The organism is Agarivorans sp. Z349TD_8, from assembly GCF_050870825.2.
Lineage (GTDB): Bacteria > Pseudomonadota > Gammaproteobacteria > Enterobacterales > Celerinatantimonadaceae > Agarivorans.
This window is the reverse complement of sequence record NZ_CP194037.2, coordinates 3,409,640-3,424,887: the sequence shown is the minus strand read 5'-3', so window position 1 is coordinate 3,424,887 and position 15,248 is coordinate 3,409,640. Positions and strand designations below refer to the sequence as shown.

Genomic DNA, 15,248 nt, shown 5'->3' with positions numbered 1-15,248 from the left:
AAATACGCTGTATTTCGTATTTTTTTGTCTTTTTTTTGCTGCTTGTTCATTAGATACTGCTTGTTGAATCAATTGATTGTTCACGCGAAGTAAAGGAAATGCATGTTAAGAATGAATAAAACGATTATTGCTCTCACGCTGCTGTTAATGGGAAACGTTACCTTTGCCGATGAACAAACCAATAACTATGAACTGGCAGTTAAGGCTTATCAATTAGGTGACGAGAATGAAGCCTTCATTCATTTGAAAAATGCCTTAAAAGCAAATCCACAACATCTCTCTTCTAAATTGTTATTAGCTAAAGTGTATTTTAATGCAAATAACTTAGCTGCAGCAGAGGAGCAGTTAGAAGAAGCTTTATCTCTAGGTGCGGATATTAATCTGGTTCTCCCCTTGCTCGGTAACGTGCTATTGCTGCAAGGGAAAATTGACGCTGTGTTGGCGCTAGAGCAACGTTCTGCTGAGTTTTCAAAAAATAGTCAATTTGAATGGAAGCTATTACGTGGACGCATCTATTTACGCAAATCACAAGTTGAGCTCGCGAAGTTAGAATTTGAACAAGCACTGCAGTTAGCGCCGAATCAATCGAGTGCAATCAATACGCTGGCAACCCTTTATTTAGCTCAAAAGGAATACCTTTTAGCGGATAAATTAGTCACTCACTCCTTAGCAATTAACAATAATAATGAACGAACCTGGAAGTTGAAGGGTGATCTGGTCGCGGCTCAAGGCATGCTCGAGCAAGCTTTGGTGAGTTATGAACATGCTATTTCCATTGATCCAGAGGATCCTAAGATATTGCGTAGTTTGGTGATGACCAATCTTAAGTTGAATCGTCTTGAGCAAGCTAAGCATTACCTACAGCGTATTCAAAAACAAACCCCCAATGATCCGACTGCCATTCTGATCAATGCGACCTTACTCGCGAAGCAAGACGAATTTGAGCTTGCAGAGCAAAGCCTGGCCGAGTTATCCCAGAAAATTTCTGCAGCGGAAGGGAGTGAGTTAACTGACCCCAGTATGCTGCTGTTTATTCAAGGCGCATCGGAGTTTATTCGCCAGAATGATGAAAAAGCGCAACAGTATTTGAGTCAGTATTTAAAGGCAAAACCGAGTGACTTAGGGGCGACTCGAATGTTGGCCAAGGTTTACCTTCGCTCAGATCAGGCTTATAAGTTGCAATTATTGCTACAAGATAATTTCGAATACATTCTTCCCGATCTGGGTTTATCAGCACAGTTGGTCTATTTGTATATTGAATCCGGACGAATTCGGGCGGCGCAACAAGCTTTTGAACAGATGCGGGCGTACCATAGTAAATCTAATTATATTGGTATTTTAGAAGCTGAGTTATTACGCGCGAGTGGGGAGCCTCAACAAGCATTTTTGCAGCTCACGTCTTTGCCTTATAGTGATGATCAATCGCCTTTAAAATGGTTGCAACTCAAAGGAGAGTTGGCTTTAGAAATTGATGATATAGATGCGGCGAAACTAAGCATCGATAGCCTGATTAAACGTAAGGTGAAAACGACTCAGGCCCAAAATTTGATTGCCGCCTATTATATTAAGATGAATCAAGCTGATTTAGCTCTTCAATATCTAAATAAAGTATTAGCGAAAAGTCCAGAGAATATCAGTGCAATGTTTAATAAGGCGCTGATTTTTCAAACGAATAATGATCTTGACCAAGCCTTGACCATCTTTCAACAAATTCTAAAAATTGAACCTCAGCATTCACCGAGTCACTTAGTTGCCGCCCGTATTTACTTCCAACAACAAGCCTATGCTGATGCGACAGCTCAGCTAGATAAAGTATTGATATATGAGCCGGATAATCGTGTAGCGAAAGAGTTGAAATTAGATATTTATATGCAAACTCAACAATGGCCTTTAGCCTTAACTTTAGTGGAAAAGTTGAATAGAGAATATATTCTAAATGAGGCTTACCTGACTCGTTATGCCGAGATCTTGATACAATTAGAGCGCTATCAAGATACAGCCTACCCTTTAGGTTTGTTAGATAGTTTATGGAAGGAACAAGCCCCTAAACTGAAGTTGCTTGCAAGCTTGCAAGTAAGAGCGAAGGATCTTGATGGGGCGAAAGCGAGCTTGGCAAAAGCCCGCGCTTTAGCCCCAGAAGATATGTCAACCTTGCTCATGCAAGGGCAAATCGACTTGGCTCAAGCAAACATCGCCAGTGCTGAAGTTGTGGTGAGCCAATTGACAGAACAATTTGGTGAAAGCAGCGAATTATATGCTTTGCAAGGTGGCATATTTCTCGCTAAAGATGATCCCTTGGCAGCCCAGAAAGCTTATAGCCAAGCCTTGACTCTAAATAAATTTAATCGAGGTGCTGCAATTCATCTATATCAACTGGCGCAACAAAATATAGCAGTTGATGAGTTCACTGAACAGTTTGAAGGTTTACTTGATAATAGTTCGCAAATGGCTTGGCATCGCCGCTTGTTAGCCGATACTTATATGCGGCAAAAAAATTATGCCAAGGCCCAATCGCACTATGAAGCCTTGCGTAAATTCCCAAGCCTAAAAGATGAGCCTAGTTTAATTAATAACTTGGCTAATATTTATGCGAAGAGTGATTTAGATAAGGCTTTTGCTTTGATTGAAATTAGCCTTCAACAAGGTAGTAAAAGTTCAGCGACGCTGGATACAATTGGTTGGATAGAAGCCCAGCGAAGTCACTTCGACCAAGCCTTGTTGTATTTGCGGGAAGCTTATACCACCGATTCCTCGGATCCAACGATTCGTTATCACCTTGCCTATGTTTTAGCCAAGCTAGGTCGTGTCACAGAGGCCAAAATTGAATTGAAAGCGGCTTTGGCTATTGCGCAAAATTTTGCGGAATATGAAGACGCAAAACAATTGCTCAGCGATTTAGAAAAGAATAAAGCCTAATAAACAAAAGTCATCTGGGAGCGTCTTATACTCATAATCCGAGAGATAATACCCTCTCGGATTTTTTATTGCTGCTCCTTTGCCGTAACAGTGAATATTCGCCATGCGAGTGGGGCCATTAATCGCACTATTTAGTACATTCTTGGCGCTGTCGAATATGCAGCCTGTTGCGCGGGATCTGTCTGTTGAAGACGCTGTAAGTTTTTCAGCTTTACTTCGCAAAAGTAGATTTTTCGCTTGTCTACGGGTTTTTGATAACAAGAAAAACCGTTTTGCTATGCCATTTACTCTTCGAAATTAAACGGGAAAAGGCTTAGCAAGTCCCAATAAGCACAGCCCAAGGATCGGTTGGCGTAAATCGACAATTTGATTCGGCCAAACGAAGCAGGCCTAGAAATAAAAATGCCGTTCAAGAGCTATGAACGGCATGACTTGCTTGGTGAGGTTGCTAGTTGATCCGTTTGTACTTGATACGGTGCGGTTGAGCCGCAGCTTCACCAATGGTTTCTTTGAGCCACGCTTCATACTCGGTAAAGTTACCAGCATGGAAGTTCACCTGTCCCTCATCTCGGTAGTCGAGAATATGGGTAGCAATGCGGTCTAGGAACCAACGGTCATGTGAAATTACCATGGCACAGCCGGCAAACTCTAGCAGTGCATTCTCCAGCGCACGTAGGGTTTCAATGTCTAAATCGTTGGTCGGTTCATCGAGCAGCAATACATTGCCACCCGCTTGTAATAACTTGGCTAAATGTAAACGCCCGCGCTCACCACCAGAGAGTTCTCCAACCCGTTTTTGCTGGTCGGAGCCTTTGAAGTTAAAACGTCCCACATAGGCTCGGCTTGGGATTTCGATATTACCGATCTTGAGAATATCGGAGCCTCCAGAGACCTCTTGCCAAACGCTTGCTTTATTGTCCATGTCATCACGAAACTGATCAACACTGGCAATTTGTACGGTATCTCCCACCTCGATATTCCCAGAATCTGCTTGTTCAACACCGGTAATCATTTTAAACAGAGTCGACTTACCTGCACCATTCGGTCCAATGATCCCAACAATAGCTCCCTTTGGAATGCTAAACGATAAGTCGTTAATCAGGACTCGACCATCGAAGGACTTACTGAGATTGGTAACATCAATCACCTTGTCGCCGAGTCGCTGGGCGGCAGGGATGAATAGCTCATTGGTTTCATTACGACTTTGGAAGCTTTGGTTATTTAGTTCTTCAAAACGAGCCATACGAGACTTACTCTTGCTTTGGCGACCTTTAGCATTAGAGCGAACCCATTCCAACTCTTTCTGAATCGATTTCATACGTGCTTTTTCTTGAGATGCTTCTTGGCTTAAGCGGTTTTCTTTTTGTTCTAGCCAAGAAGAGTAATTTCCTTCCCAAGGAATACCTTCACCGCGATCGAGTTCAAGGATCCAGCCAGCGACATTGTCGAGGAAGTACCGATCGTGGGTTACGGCAACAACGGTGCCTTCATAGTCATGTAAGAAACGCTCCAACCATGCGACGGACTCAGCATCCAAGTGGTTGGTTGGTTCATCGAGTAACAGCATGTCTGGTTTTTCTAGTAATAGTCGACATAAGGCGACGCGACGTCGCTCACCACCGGAAAGTTGTGCTATTTTTGCGTCCCAATCAGGGAGGCGTAATGCGTCGGCGGCACGCTCTAATTGGTTGTCGAGGCTATGCGCATCATGAGTGGCTAAGATAGCCTCCAATTCTCCTTGCTCTTGGGCGAGCGCATCAAAATCAGCGTCGGGTTCGGCGTAAGCTGCGTACACTTCATCGAGTCTAACTTGGGCGTTTTTAACCACCGCAACCGCTTCTTCTACAACTTCGCGAACCGTTTTGCTTAAATCCATTTGCGGTTCTTGAGGAAGGTAGCCAATTTTGGTCCCAGGGTTAGCACGGGCTTCACCTTCAATTTCAGTGTCGACCCCAGCCATAATGCGTAACAAGGTAGATTTACCTGCGCCATTTAAACCTAATACGCCAATTTTTGCGCCTGGGAAAAAGCTTAAGGAAATATTTTTTAGGATATGCTTTTTAGGGGGAACGATTTTACCAACACGGTTCATCGTATAAATAAATTGGGCCATTCGCCTTTCCTTTAAGATGTCTTAATAATTTGCTGTGTTTTGTAAAGATATAAACAGCTTCAATACCATAGGACGCTATGATACTGGCTTCGTTAAGGGATACTAGGGGAAGAATAATTTATTGTTTAAGTTTTTGAAGTGACATGATGGATCCTTCACGATGTTCTGAGCTTTATCATTTTCTTTATTCATTTAAAGCGTGTTCCAATTTATCGGTATTTAGTGTTATGTTTGTCATACATTTATCAGACTAAAGTTACTCATGAAACGAATGCTGTTTGCTTGCTTGGCTCTATGCTTAGCATTTTCTGCTGCTGCTCTCACCTATGACTTACCAAACGAAGGAAGCCGATTGATTGGCGGAAATCAGTGGCATACGGTACAAAAAGGTGAAACTGTTGCGATGATTGCCGAACATTATCAAGTCGGTTTTTTAGCGATGATGGCTGCCAATAAAAAGGTGGATCCCTTTCTCCCCAAACCGGGTACCAAGTTGTTGATCCCCACCCAAATTCTGTTACCGAATGCAGAATATCAAGGGGTGGTGGTTAACTTGGCTGAATTACGTTTGTACTATTTTCATCCTGATTCGCGCAAAGTAGATGTTTTTCCTATTGGTATCGGTCGGATCGGCAGAGAAACGCCGGAGATGAAAACCGTGGTTAGCCAAAAACGTGAAAAACCAACCTGGACTCCAACCCAAAATATCCGTAATGAATATGCAGCGAAAGGGGTGATTTTGCCAAAAGTGGTGCCAGCTGGGCCCGAAAATCCTCTCGGTGAATATGCATTAAGGCTTGCCTATGGAAGCGGCGAGTATTTAATCCATGGAACTAACAAAGAGTTTGGTGTGGGCTTAAGAGTGAGCTCAGGTTGTATTCGTTTATTTCCTAAGGATATCGAGTATTTATTTAAGCAGGTCGCGCTAAACACACCAGTCAGGATTATTGATCAATCTATCAAACACTCTGCTGAGCCCAATGGCGAATATTTACTTGAAGTACACCAACCTTTAAATCGTTCGATAGAAGAAGTACATCAAGCTACTTCTTTGAAGCTGACTCGCGAAGATATAAAGTTTGTGACGCAAACTGGCGTGGATAGTGCCATTGTGAATCAAGCGCTGAAAAATCAGCAAGGGATTGCCCTGTTGGTCGGCGAAAAACGCGGATAAAAAAAGGTGATGCTAAGCATCACCTTTGACTACATCAGCAGTTACTTACTTAGTGTAAGAAGATGCGATGTTATTAATACGTTCGTTGGCACGCATCGCTTCAGCTTTTGCTTGATCAGCACTCATTTGAGCTGATTTGATGTCGCCACTTAAAGAGCTTTGCTCAGTACGAAGAGCTGCAACTTCGTTAGACAAGGCGTCTACTTTGTCGCTTAAAGATTGTACGTTGTTTTCTAGAGCTGTGGTGTTAGTACAACCCGCTAGTAAAATAGTAGAAGCAATAGCGCCTGCAACTAAAAACTTATTCATGGTAAGTCCGTCCTTTTTTATCAATTCTAGCGATCGATATTAGATCGTCGATTTGTTTATGCAAAGCCATTCACTGCGAGCAGTGAGCCGCTGCTATGATTATGGCTCAATAATATCAAGCTGCAAGCCTTTGTTGATAAAAGCAAAAGAAAATTGTGTGTAATACAGGTATTTAAGTCTTTCGGTAACAACTTATTAACATGTTGGTGGAACCTTTCAAAAAATATGTTAATACAAACGCATTGTTCAGATTGTGTGAATATTGGCAACTTTATTTAAGCAGCTTTATCAACTTTCTAAGCATAGACATCAAGTATTCGCTAAGCCACGCACTGCGTTGTGCTTAGCAAGATGAAAAATGTTTATTGGCGTAAAAGTTAAGTCGCAAGCGTTCTGCTACTGAGTTGCAGGCACTGAAATGCCCGCTTGTTCCCCTTGCTGGTTGAGCTAAGTGTATTTTTATTGAGCTAGGAGATATGTAGCTTGCTTCATTTGCGTTAACCTTGGTCGCTGTTCCTTGTAAAAAGGTTGCTACTGCAGTTTACTCGTGTTTCGGCTGATTGCCGTTGTGCGTAGATTGATCGACAATGCCGATGATTTGCATCATCTGCTTTGTTTAAATGCCATCATGACAGATGCTTAATCGTCCTTAAATAGTCTGAGCGGGTATAGCTAATTAGCTTTTGTTAGAAGTTTTTTAAAGGTGAATAAATTTCATAAACTTTAAAGCAAGTGAGTAAAAAATTGCTTATTCTCGCTAGAAATCTCATCATACTTCGGTGAAGATGAGTGAAGTATTGGCTTGAATGCTCCTTTGTGGTGACCGTTTATAAGCTAAAATTTTACTGTGATCTGTAAGGGACTCAGGTTAGAATGCGCCTTCGCAAAATCACCCACCAACATGTTATATAAGAGTCAGGAGATACTGATGTTAAAGCGTGATATGAATATCGCCGATTACGATGCCGAACTATGGCAAGCCATTACGAAAGAAGAAGTTCGCCAAGAAGAGCATATCGAATTGATTGCTTCTGAGAACTATGCCAGCCCACGTGTAATGGAAGCACAAGGCTCTTACCTCACTAACAAGTACGCTGAAGGTTACCCTGGTAAGCGTTACTATGGTGGTTGTGAGTATGTTGACCAAGCAGAAATGCTCGCGATTGAGCGTGCAAAAAAATTGTTTGGTGCCGATTATGCTAACGTTCAACCTCACGCTGGTTCACAAGCAAACTCAGCTGTTTTTATGGCTTTACTGAATGCGGGTGATACGGTTTTAGGAATGAGCTTAGCGCACGGTGGTCATTTAACTCACGGTGCGAGCGTTAGCTTCTCTGGTAAAATCTATAATGCTGTTCAGTATGGCATTAATCCAGAAACTGGTGAGTTAGATTATGAAGAAGTTGAGCGCTTAGCAAAACAACATAAACCTAAAATGATTATAGCTGGTTTCTCTGCATATTCAGGGGTCGTTGATTGGCAACGCTTCCGTGATATCGCGGATCAAGTCGGTGCTTACCTATTTGTAGATATGGCCCACATTGCTGGTTTGGTCGCTGCAGGTTTATATCCAAACCCAGTGCCAATTGCTGATGTGGTGACAACCACAACGCATAAAACTTTAGCGGGTCCACGCGGTGGTTTGATTTTGGCTCGTGCTAACGAAGCCATTGAGAAAAAGCTAAATTCAGCGGTATTCCCCGGTGGTCAAGGTGGTCCTTTGATGCATGTGATCGCTGCTAAAGCGGTCGCTTTTAAAGAAGCGATGGAGCCAGAGTTCAAGCAATACCAACAGCGCGTCTTAGATAACGCTAAAGCGATGGTTGCGGTGATGCAAGAGCGTGGTTATAAAATCGTGTCAAATGGTACTGAAAACCATTTGTTCTTGGTCGATTTAATCGACAAAGATATTACGGGCAAAGATGCTGACGCAGCTCTGGGTCGCGCCAATATTACGGTGAACAAAAACTCGGTGCCAAATGATCCTCGTTCACCTTTTGTGACCAGTGGTTTACGTATTGGTACTCCAGCAATTACTCGTCGCGGTATTGATGTCGCAGCTGCAAAAGAGCTTGCGGGCTGGATGTGTGATGTACTGGATAATTTACAAGATGATACTGTTATTGAGCGTGTCAAAGGCCAAGTGTTAGAACTTTGCCAACGTTTCCCTGTCTATGGTTAAGTAGCCAGTGAAATAGTTAGGGACTAACAGTGTTAAAAAAGGAGGCTTTGAGCCTCCTTTTTTTATTGGTGTGTAAAATAGACTTTGTTGTCAATAACTACTATTGTTTTATTTATTACTAGTGGGTTGAGTTCAGTAATGATACTACTTTATTATTGGTGCTATTTTTGCTTGTTATCTCAAATAGTAAGGAACAGTCAAATTACTACCGTGGTTGGTCAATTCTAAGAGAGAGAAATGTAATGGATATGAGCACTTTAAAAAATGCAAAGCGTTTGGTGATCCTACAGTTGTTTATTTGGGGGGCTTTTATGTTGTTAGTGCTTGCTAATTAGCGAAGGTAAACCGCTATCGTGCATTTTTATATGTGCAGTCTAGCTATTTTCGTCGAGCTGCTTGCATACGGCGGCGTTCGCTATCCTACTCTTTAACTCTCAGTCTTCGGGTTCGAGCCTTACAGGTTTATGTCTCGTAGGTTAAACTATGCATCTTCATTGTATCAATGCCTCGTATTTAGAATTAATCATGCGGTGATATTTTTAGCCGGGTAATTATTTTGCCGTGAGCAAAGCTACGCTATCCCAATGGCCTTACTACCAGAGTTTGTTGCTCTTTATAAACATGTAATTTTTATCCTTCTCAGGGCGGGCGAGAGCGTGAATGCCGATTCATTGAGCAAGGTGATGGTGTTGCCAAACGAGTGTGTAAATCATCCATTTAGTGTGCAACTACTGTTTGAGTATCGATCAGAGTCAGCTCCAATAAAGTTGGCTTCCTCCTTGGTGATTCTTTTGATAAGAGGATTACTTTTGGTCGAACTGGAGTGAGCAAAGCTTATAGTCAAATATACTCGTAATAGCGGTAAGCATATTCTAAATATATCTAGTTAGTTGATACTGTGCTTGGAATCGTTGAGTTGTGAGCATTATTATTTGGCTAAATATAGGTATTTACTGTTGTAGATGAGCGCTATTTTGGAACGAGCTGATAAACTATGTATGGTGTGATTCATCAGTGCGAATGATTTTAAGCTGCAAAATATTCCTCACTTAGCTTATAGCGAGCCTGTACCTTCGTTGCCTAACCGGATAAAATCACGGCAGGTTTTTTAAAGGTTATGCGCATGTACTGTCCATTTTGTTCCGCTCATGAAACTAAAGTTATTGATTCTCGTTTGGTTGCTGATGGCCACCAAGTGCGCAGACGTCGAGAATGTTTAGAGTGTCATGAGCGTTTTACCTCATTTGAAGTCGCGGAACTGGTGATGCCCCGAGTTATCAAAGGCAACGGTATTCGCGAACCTTTTAATGAAGAGAAAATGCGCTCAGGTATGATGCGCGCGCTAGAAAAGCGTCCTGTGAGTGTTGATCAGGTTGAACAAGCGGTGAACAAAATAAAGTCTCACCTTCGAGCCACTGGTGAGCGAGAAGTCGAGACCAAACTGATTGGTAAGGTGGTGATGGAGCAGTTGATCATGTTGGATAAAGTCGCTTATGTGCGGTTTGCATCGGTTTATCATTCTTTTGAAGACATTAAAGAGTTTAGCGAAGAGATTGCTAAGTTGGAAAAGTAGCGAATGTTTTCTGCACTTGATTGTCAATTTATGGCTCGGGCGATAGCCTTAGCGAAGCTGGGCCGATATACCACGGCACCAAATCCTAACGTTGGTTGTGTCATTGTTAAAGATGGTCGTATCATCGGTGAAGGTTACCATCGACAAGCGGGTCAAGAACACGCTGAGGTAAACGCAGTTACGGATGCAAAACAAGCCGGTTTCAGCCTTGATGGCGCGTGTTGTTATGTCACCTTAGAACCTTGTAGCCATGTAGGTCGAACTGGTTCTTGTGCTGCCATGATCGTCGAGCTAGGGATCACGGAAGTGGTAATTGCTATGATTGATCCCAACCCACAAGTGGCGGGCAAGGGAATTGCCATGCTCGAACAGGCAGGCGTTAAGGTTCGTCTTGGCTTAATGGAATCGGCGGCTCGTGCGTTAAATCCTGGCTTCTTGAGCCGAGTTGAGCGAAAGCGACCCTTTGTACGCTTAAAGCTAGCGGGTTCTATCGATGCTAAAACGGCATTAGCCAATGGTGAAAGTCAGTGGATTACCTCGACTCATGCCCGCAGTGATGTGCAACGAGAGCGGGCTGCTAGTCACGCTATATTATCCACTGCAACAACTGTCATTCGGGATAACGCAAGTTTAAATGTACGTCATCATCAACTGGGCAGCTTGGCTGAACAGCTCGATCGATCGACCTTACGCCAGCCGCTTAGGGTGATTATCGATCGTCAGCAACGCTTGAACTCTGCGCCAAAAACACTGGATATTTTTAAGGACCCATCATCGCTATGCTTGGCTGGGTTTGCTGAGCAAAACCAACTTGATGTGGCGAAACAATTCACAATTGCTAAGGGTGAGCATTGGTTAGAGCGCCTTATGGCAGCTTTAGCTTCCGCGGAGATTAATGACTTGTGGGTCGAAGCTGGGGCCAGTTTGGCGGCAGCTTTACTCAAAGCAAATTTGGTTGACCAGTTGATTGTTTATCAGGCGGGGCTACTGATGGGCGCGGATGCTCAAAGTTTGGTGGCTCTTAACGGATACCAACAGATGAAGCAGCTTCAATCTTGGCGTTGCCTAGATATTCGTCGTATTGGTCCAGACACAAAAACCATCTGGGTTCCCCAGAATGAGGAAGCGTAATAATAATGTTTACTGGTATCATTGAAGCTCTCGGTGAAATAAAGAGCTTGGAGCATCGTCAGGGTGATGTACGTTTGAGAATTGCCTGCGCCAAGCTAAATATGGAAGATGTTTGTTTAGGGGATAGTATTGCAGTTAACGGGATTTGTTTAACTGTGGTTGAGTATGGCGGACAATATTTTTGTGCAGATGTCTCAACTGAAACCTTGAGTCTAACTTCTTTAGCTGGTTGTAAGCAGGGTGATAAAGTGAACTTGGAAAAGGCGATGTTAGCCACAAGTCGCTTTGGGGGACATATTGTTAGTGGACATGTGGATGGTTTAGCCGAAGTACTTAGCATTAGTCCTAGTGCCCGTGCGGTGAACATTTGGCTACAAGTCCCCAAGGATCTCGCGCGTTATATTGCCCATAAGGGTTCGGTCACTGTCGATGGCATTAGTCTCACGGTTAATGAGGTCAATCAGCAACAGTTGCGCCTGACTATCATTCCGCATACAGCTGAACAAACAACCATTGCAAATTGGTCTGTAGGTCAAAAAATTAACTTGGAAGTCGATGTCATCGCTCGCTATGTGGAGCGATTATTTGGTTACGCAGAAGAGAATAAATCATCATCGAAGATCGATGCTGCATTTCTAGCGCAACATGGTTTTGTGAAATAAAGCGGTGCCTAGTGCTCCAAAGGCTAGCACGCTAAATAGGCCCCCTTATTAAGTTTAGAAGGTTTGTTATGTCATTAAGCAGTATTGAAGAAATTATTGAAGATTTACGCCATGGAAAAATGGTGGTGCTCATGGATGATGAAGATCGTGAGAACGAAGGCGATATTATTATGGCCGCAGACATGGTGACCCCAGAAGCGATCAATTTCATGGCCACCCATGGTCGCGGTCTAATTTGTTTACCCATGACGAGACAGCGTTGTCAGCAACTCAAATTGCCACTGATGGTAGATGTAAACACCGAACAATTTTCAACTAATTTTACCGTTTCTATTGAAGCGGCAGAAGGTGTAACTACCGGCATTTCAGCCGCCGATCGTGCTCGCACTGTACAAGCCGCCGTGGCTGCAAATGCTGGGCCTGCGGACATCGTGATGCCTGGGCATATCTTTCCTTTAATGGCTCAAGAAGGTGGGGTGCTAACCCGTGCCGGGCATACTGAAGCGGGGGTTGATCTTGCGCGTTTAGCCGGGCGAGAACCAGCAGCAGTGATTGTTGAGGTTTTGAATCAAGATGGCAGCATGGCGCGTCGCCCAGATCTAGAAGTTTTTTGCCAGCAACATGGTTTAAAAATAGGCACAATTGCTGACTTAATCGAATATCGTAACAATCATGAAACCACCATTGAGCGAGTAGCTGAGTGTGAAATGCCAACCCGTTACGGTAATTTCAAATTGATTAGCTACCGAGATACCATCGACAACAAAGTTCATTTTGTGATGCAAGCGGGTGAAGTACAAGCCGAGCAAGCAAGCCTAGTGAGAGTTCATTTACATAATCCTTTCAGCGACTTACTGGCAAGTGACCGGGCCGGAAAAATGAGTTGGCCACTTGATAAAGCCTTAGCCAAAATCGCCGATGAGAAAGGGATATTAGTATTACTGAGTACCGACGATAATGGTGATAATTTGCTTGAACAGGTGAAAGCTTTTGCTTTGCAAGATATCGGTGAAACACCAGCCCCAAAAGAAGCTCAAAGTGCTTCGCGAATGGTGGGCGTTGGTTCGCAGATTTTAGCTGATCTTGGGGTAAGTAAAATGCGCTTGTTGAGTTCACCTAAGCGTTATCACGCCCTCTCTGGGTTTGGCCTTGAGGTGGTTGAATATATCGACCAAGAATAGCTCGCACAAATTTGAGCAAATGAATTAAATTACCAGTCTATCCTTATTGTTGTGCTAGAATAGCGCGATTTTTTTGATGGACTCAAAGAAAAGGCAAAAGATTTATGAAAGTAATAGAGGCAAATTTAGCGGCTCCGAATGCTAAAGTCGCGATTGTTATTGCTCGTTTTAACAGCTTTATTAATGAGAATTTGTTATCAGGGGCTGTGGACACATTGACCCGCCAAGGTGGTTTGAATGACGATAATATTACCGTTGTTCGCGTCCCGGGCGCTGTAGAAATTCCTTTAGCAGCCAAGCGTATCGCCGCATCTAAAAAGTACGATGCAATTATTGCTTTAGGTACCGTGATTCGTGGCGGTACTTACCACTTTGAACTGGTGTCTAATGAATGTCATAAGGGCTTGGCTCAAGTGATGTTGGAGTTTGATATTCCGGTATCGTTTGGAGTGTTAACTACCGAGTCTATTGAACAGGCGATTGAACGCGCTGGTACTAAAATGGGTAATAAAGGTACTGAAGCCGCCCTAAGCGCTTTAGAAATGATTAACTTAGTTAATCAGATAGAAGTTTAAATTGAGGATCTCTCTGTGAAACCAGCTGCACGTCGTAAAGCTAGGCAATTTGCTACTCAGGCAATTTATCAATGGCAAGTGACCAAGGACAGCGTTGCTACTATCGAACATCAGTTCTTAACCGAACAGGATATGAGTAAAGCCGATGTTCCTTATTTTTCTACTTTAATTGCTGGTGTTGTTGGCAATAGTGATAAGCTGGATGCAGCGATGAGTTCATCGTTATCGCGTAAGTTAGAAGAGTTAGATTTAGTTGAACACGCAATTTTATTGATTGGTGTTTATGAGTTGTTGATGGTAACCGATGTTCCACCCAAAGTGGTCATCAATGAAGCGATTGAACTCGCAAAGTCTTTTGCTGCCGAAGATAGCCATAAATTTGTGAATGGCGTATTAGATAAAGTACTTCGTTTACAACAATTTAAGTCATAGTTTTATGCGTTCTTCGTCACCTCTTGGTGAATTTGATATTATCGAAAAGTATTTCCAGCAAAGTAAGTTGCGCCAAGATGTATTGCTTGGTGTTGGCGACGATGCGGCGCTGGTGATACCCGCAGAAAACAGTCAGATTGCAATCTCAACCGATACCTTGGTTGAAGGCGTACATTTTTTCTCTGATATTCCTCCGCATGCTCTCGGCCATAAAGCTCTCGCTGTGAATTTGAGTGATATGGCAGCGATGGGAGCAGAACCGCGTTGGGTGACTCTGGCTATCACTTTACCGGGTGTAGATGAAACTTGGTTAGAGCAGTTTTGCAGCGGATTCTTTGACTTGGCCGAATACTTTAATGTCAGTTTAATTGGTGGTGATACGACCAAGGGGCCATTAAGTATTACGGTGACTGTTCATGGTATTGTTCCTGCCGGAAAAGCCTTATATCGCAGTGGTGCTAAGCCCGGAGACCGAGTTTATGTTACCGGGAGTCTGGGTGACTCGGGCCTTGCATTAGCGCATTTACAGCAGCAATTGTCTTTGACGCCTCAACAATTAGAGTTGAGTTTAAAACGACATTATTATCCTCTTCCTCGGGTATTAGCAGGTTATGGTTTACGTGATGTAGCTAGCGCAGCGATCGATATTTCTGATGGTTTATATAATGACTTGCAACATATTCTTAGACAGAGTCACTGTTCAGCGACTTTGAATTTGGAGCATATCCCTATGTCAGAAACGCTTAGCGAAGCGGTTGGGGTCGATCGGGGTTTACAATTTGCTTTAACTGGCGGAGAAGACTACGAGTTATGCTTTACCGTGCCAGAATCTAACAAGGGCTCCTTAGAAACCGCTTTAGCCTATAGTGGTGTTCCCTACACGGTGATTGGCCAATTAGCTCCCGGTACAGGTGAAATTAGACTGCACTACCAAGAGCAACCCTATCATTTGGAAGGGCTGGGTTGGGATCATTTTAGTCATGAAAACAAATAAGTCGTA

Annotated in this window: 12 protein-coding genes; 10 read left to right on the top strand and 2 right to left on the bottom strand. The window is 43.2% G+C overall.

The features are described from left to right. The first annotated feature begins 102 nt into the window (after positions 1–102). Complete coding sequence (locus ACRRS1_RS15435; protein ID WP_432467431.1) at positions 103–2,916, top strand: tetratricopeptide repeat protein; 2,814 nt, start codon at positions 103–105, stop codon at positions 2,914–2,916. Between the two features lie 448 nt (positions 2,917–3,364). Here the strand turns inward: ACRRS1_RS15435 and ettA are convergent, their stop codons facing one another. Next, positions 3,365–5,029, bottom strand: coding sequence for an energy-dependent translational throttle protein EttA (gene ettA, locus ACRRS1_RS15430; protein WP_432452302.1), 1,665 nt, complete (start codon positions 5,027–5,029; stop codon positions 3,365–3,367). 262 nt (positions 5,030–5,291) lie between these two features. Here ettA and ACRRS1_RS15425 point away from each other — a divergent pair, with 262 nt between their 5' ends. After that, positions 5,292–6,203, top strand: coding sequence for a L,D-transpeptidase family protein (locus tag ACRRS1_RS15425; protein WP_432459814.1), 912 nt, complete (start codon positions 5,292–5,294; stop codon positions 6,201–6,203). Positions 6,204–6,248: 45 nt separating this feature from the next. Here ACRRS1_RS15425 and ACRRS1_RS15420 read toward each other — a convergent pair whose 3' ends face one another. Then, positions 6,249–6,512, bottom strand: a complete 264-nt coding sequence (locus ACRRS1_RS15420) for an Lpp/OprI family alanine-zipper lipoprotein (protein ID WP_432452304.1) — start codon at positions 6,510–6,512, stop codon at positions 6,249–6,251. Positions 6,513–7,440: 928 nt separating this feature from the next. On the opposite strand from ACRRS1_RS15420, the gene glyA reads away from it, so the two are divergent. The 8 genes from glyA to thiL all read left to right on the top strand — a co-directional run bounded on the left by glyA (position 7,441) and on the right by thiL (position 15,242). Beyond that, entirely contained in the window at positions 7,441–8,694 is a 1,254-nt protein-coding gene (gene glyA, locus ACRRS1_RS15415) for a serine hydroxymethyltransferase (RefSeq protein WP_432452305.1), read from the top strand. Positions 8,695–9,817: 1,123 nt separating this feature from the next. Continuing rightward, positions 9,818–10,267 carry a transcriptional regulator NrdR gene (nrdR, locus tag ACRRS1_RS15410; RefSeq protein WP_432452306.1) on the top strand — a complete coding sequence of 150 codons (450 nt, stop codon included), beginning with the start codon at positions 9,818–9,820 and terminating at the stop codon, positions 10,265–10,267. 3 nt (positions 10,268–10,270) lie between these two features. Beyond that, positions 10,271–11,398, top strand: a complete 1,128-nt coding sequence (ribD, locus tag ACRRS1_RS15405; protein ID WP_432467433.1) for a bifunctional diaminohydroxyphosphoribosylaminopyrimidine deaminase/5-amino-6-(5-phosphoribosylamino)uracil reductase RibD — start codon at positions 10,271–10,273, stop codon at positions 11,396–11,398. 5 nt (positions 11,399–11,403) lie between these two features. After that, entirely contained in the window at positions 11,404–12,060 is a 657-nt protein-coding gene (locus tag ACRRS1_RS15400) for a riboflavin synthase (RefSeq protein ID WP_432452308.1), read from the top strand. A gap of 68 nt (positions 12,061–12,128) precedes the next feature. Continuing rightward, positions 12,129–13,241, top strand: coding sequence for a bifunctional 3,4-dihydroxy-2-butanone-4-phosphate synthase/GTP cyclohydrolase II (gene ribBA / locus ACRRS1_RS15395; RefSeq protein WP_432452309.1), 1,113 nt, complete (start codon positions 12,129–12,131; stop codon positions 13,239–13,241). A 104-nt stretch (positions 13,242–13,345) separates the two neighbouring features. Then, complete coding sequence (gene ribH, locus ACRRS1_RS15390; protein WP_432452310.1) at positions 13,346–13,816, top strand: 6,7-dimethyl-8-ribityllumazine synthase; 471 nt, start codon at positions 13,346–13,348, stop codon at positions 13,814–13,816. 15 nt (positions 13,817–13,831) lie between these two features. Beyond that, positions 13,832–14,248, top strand: a complete 417-nt coding sequence (gene nusB, locus ACRRS1_RS15385) for a transcription antitermination factor NusB (protein ID WP_432452311.1) — start codon at positions 13,832–13,834, stop codon at positions 14,246–14,248. A gap of 4 nt (positions 14,249–14,252) precedes the next feature. Then, the gene (thiL, locus tag ACRRS1_RS15380) at positions 14,253–15,242 is read left to right on the top strand and encodes a thiamine-phosphate kinase (protein WP_432467434.1); all 990 of its coding nucleotides are present in this window, start codon (positions 14,253–14,255) and stop codon (positions 15,240–15,242) included. Positions 15,243–15,248 lie beyond the last annotated feature (6 nt).

Bases quoted from the DNA above. Each gene is read 5' to 3' on its own strand.
- ACRRS1_RS15435 (WP_432467431.1), top strand. From the start codon at position 103: ATGTTAAGAATGAATAAAACGATTATTGCTCTCACGCTGCTGTTAATG.
- ettA (WP_432452302.1), bottom strand. From the start codon at position 5,029: ATGGCCCAATTTATTTATACGATGAACCGTGTTGGTAAAATCGTTCCC.
- ACRRS1_RS15425 (WP_432459814.1), top strand. From the start codon at position 5,292: ATGAAACGAATGCTGTTTGCTTGCTTGGCTCTATGCTTAGCATTTTCT.
- ACRRS1_RS15420 (WP_432452304.1), bottom strand. From the start codon at position 6,512: ATGAATAAGTTTTTAGTTGCAGGCGCTATTGCTTCTACTATTTTACTA.
- glyA (WP_432452305.1), top strand. From the start codon at position 7,441: ATGTTAAAGCGTGATATGAATATCGCCGATTACGATGCCGAACTATGG.
- nrdR (WP_432452306.1), top strand. From the start codon at position 9,818: ATGTACTGTCCATTTTGTTCCGCTCATGAAACTAAAGTTATTGATTCT.
- ribD (WP_432467433.1), top strand. From the start codon at position 10,271: ATGTTTTCTGCACTTGATTGTCAATTTATGGCTCGGGCGATAGCCTTA.
- ACRRS1_RS15400 (WP_432452308.1), top strand. From the start codon at position 11,404: ATGTTTACTGGTATCATTGAAGCTCTCGGTGAAATAAAGAGCTTGGAG.
- ribBA (WP_432452309.1), top strand. From the start codon at position 12,129: ATGTCATTAAGCAGTATTGAAGAAATTATTGAAGATTTACGCCATGGA.
- ribH (WP_432452310.1), top strand. From the start codon at position 13,346: ATGAAAGTAATAGAGGCAAATTTAGCGGCTCCGAATGCTAAAGTCGCG.
- thiL (WP_432467434.1), top strand. From the start codon at position 14,253: ATGCGTTCTTCGTCACCTCTTGGTGAATTTGATATTATCGAAAAGTAT.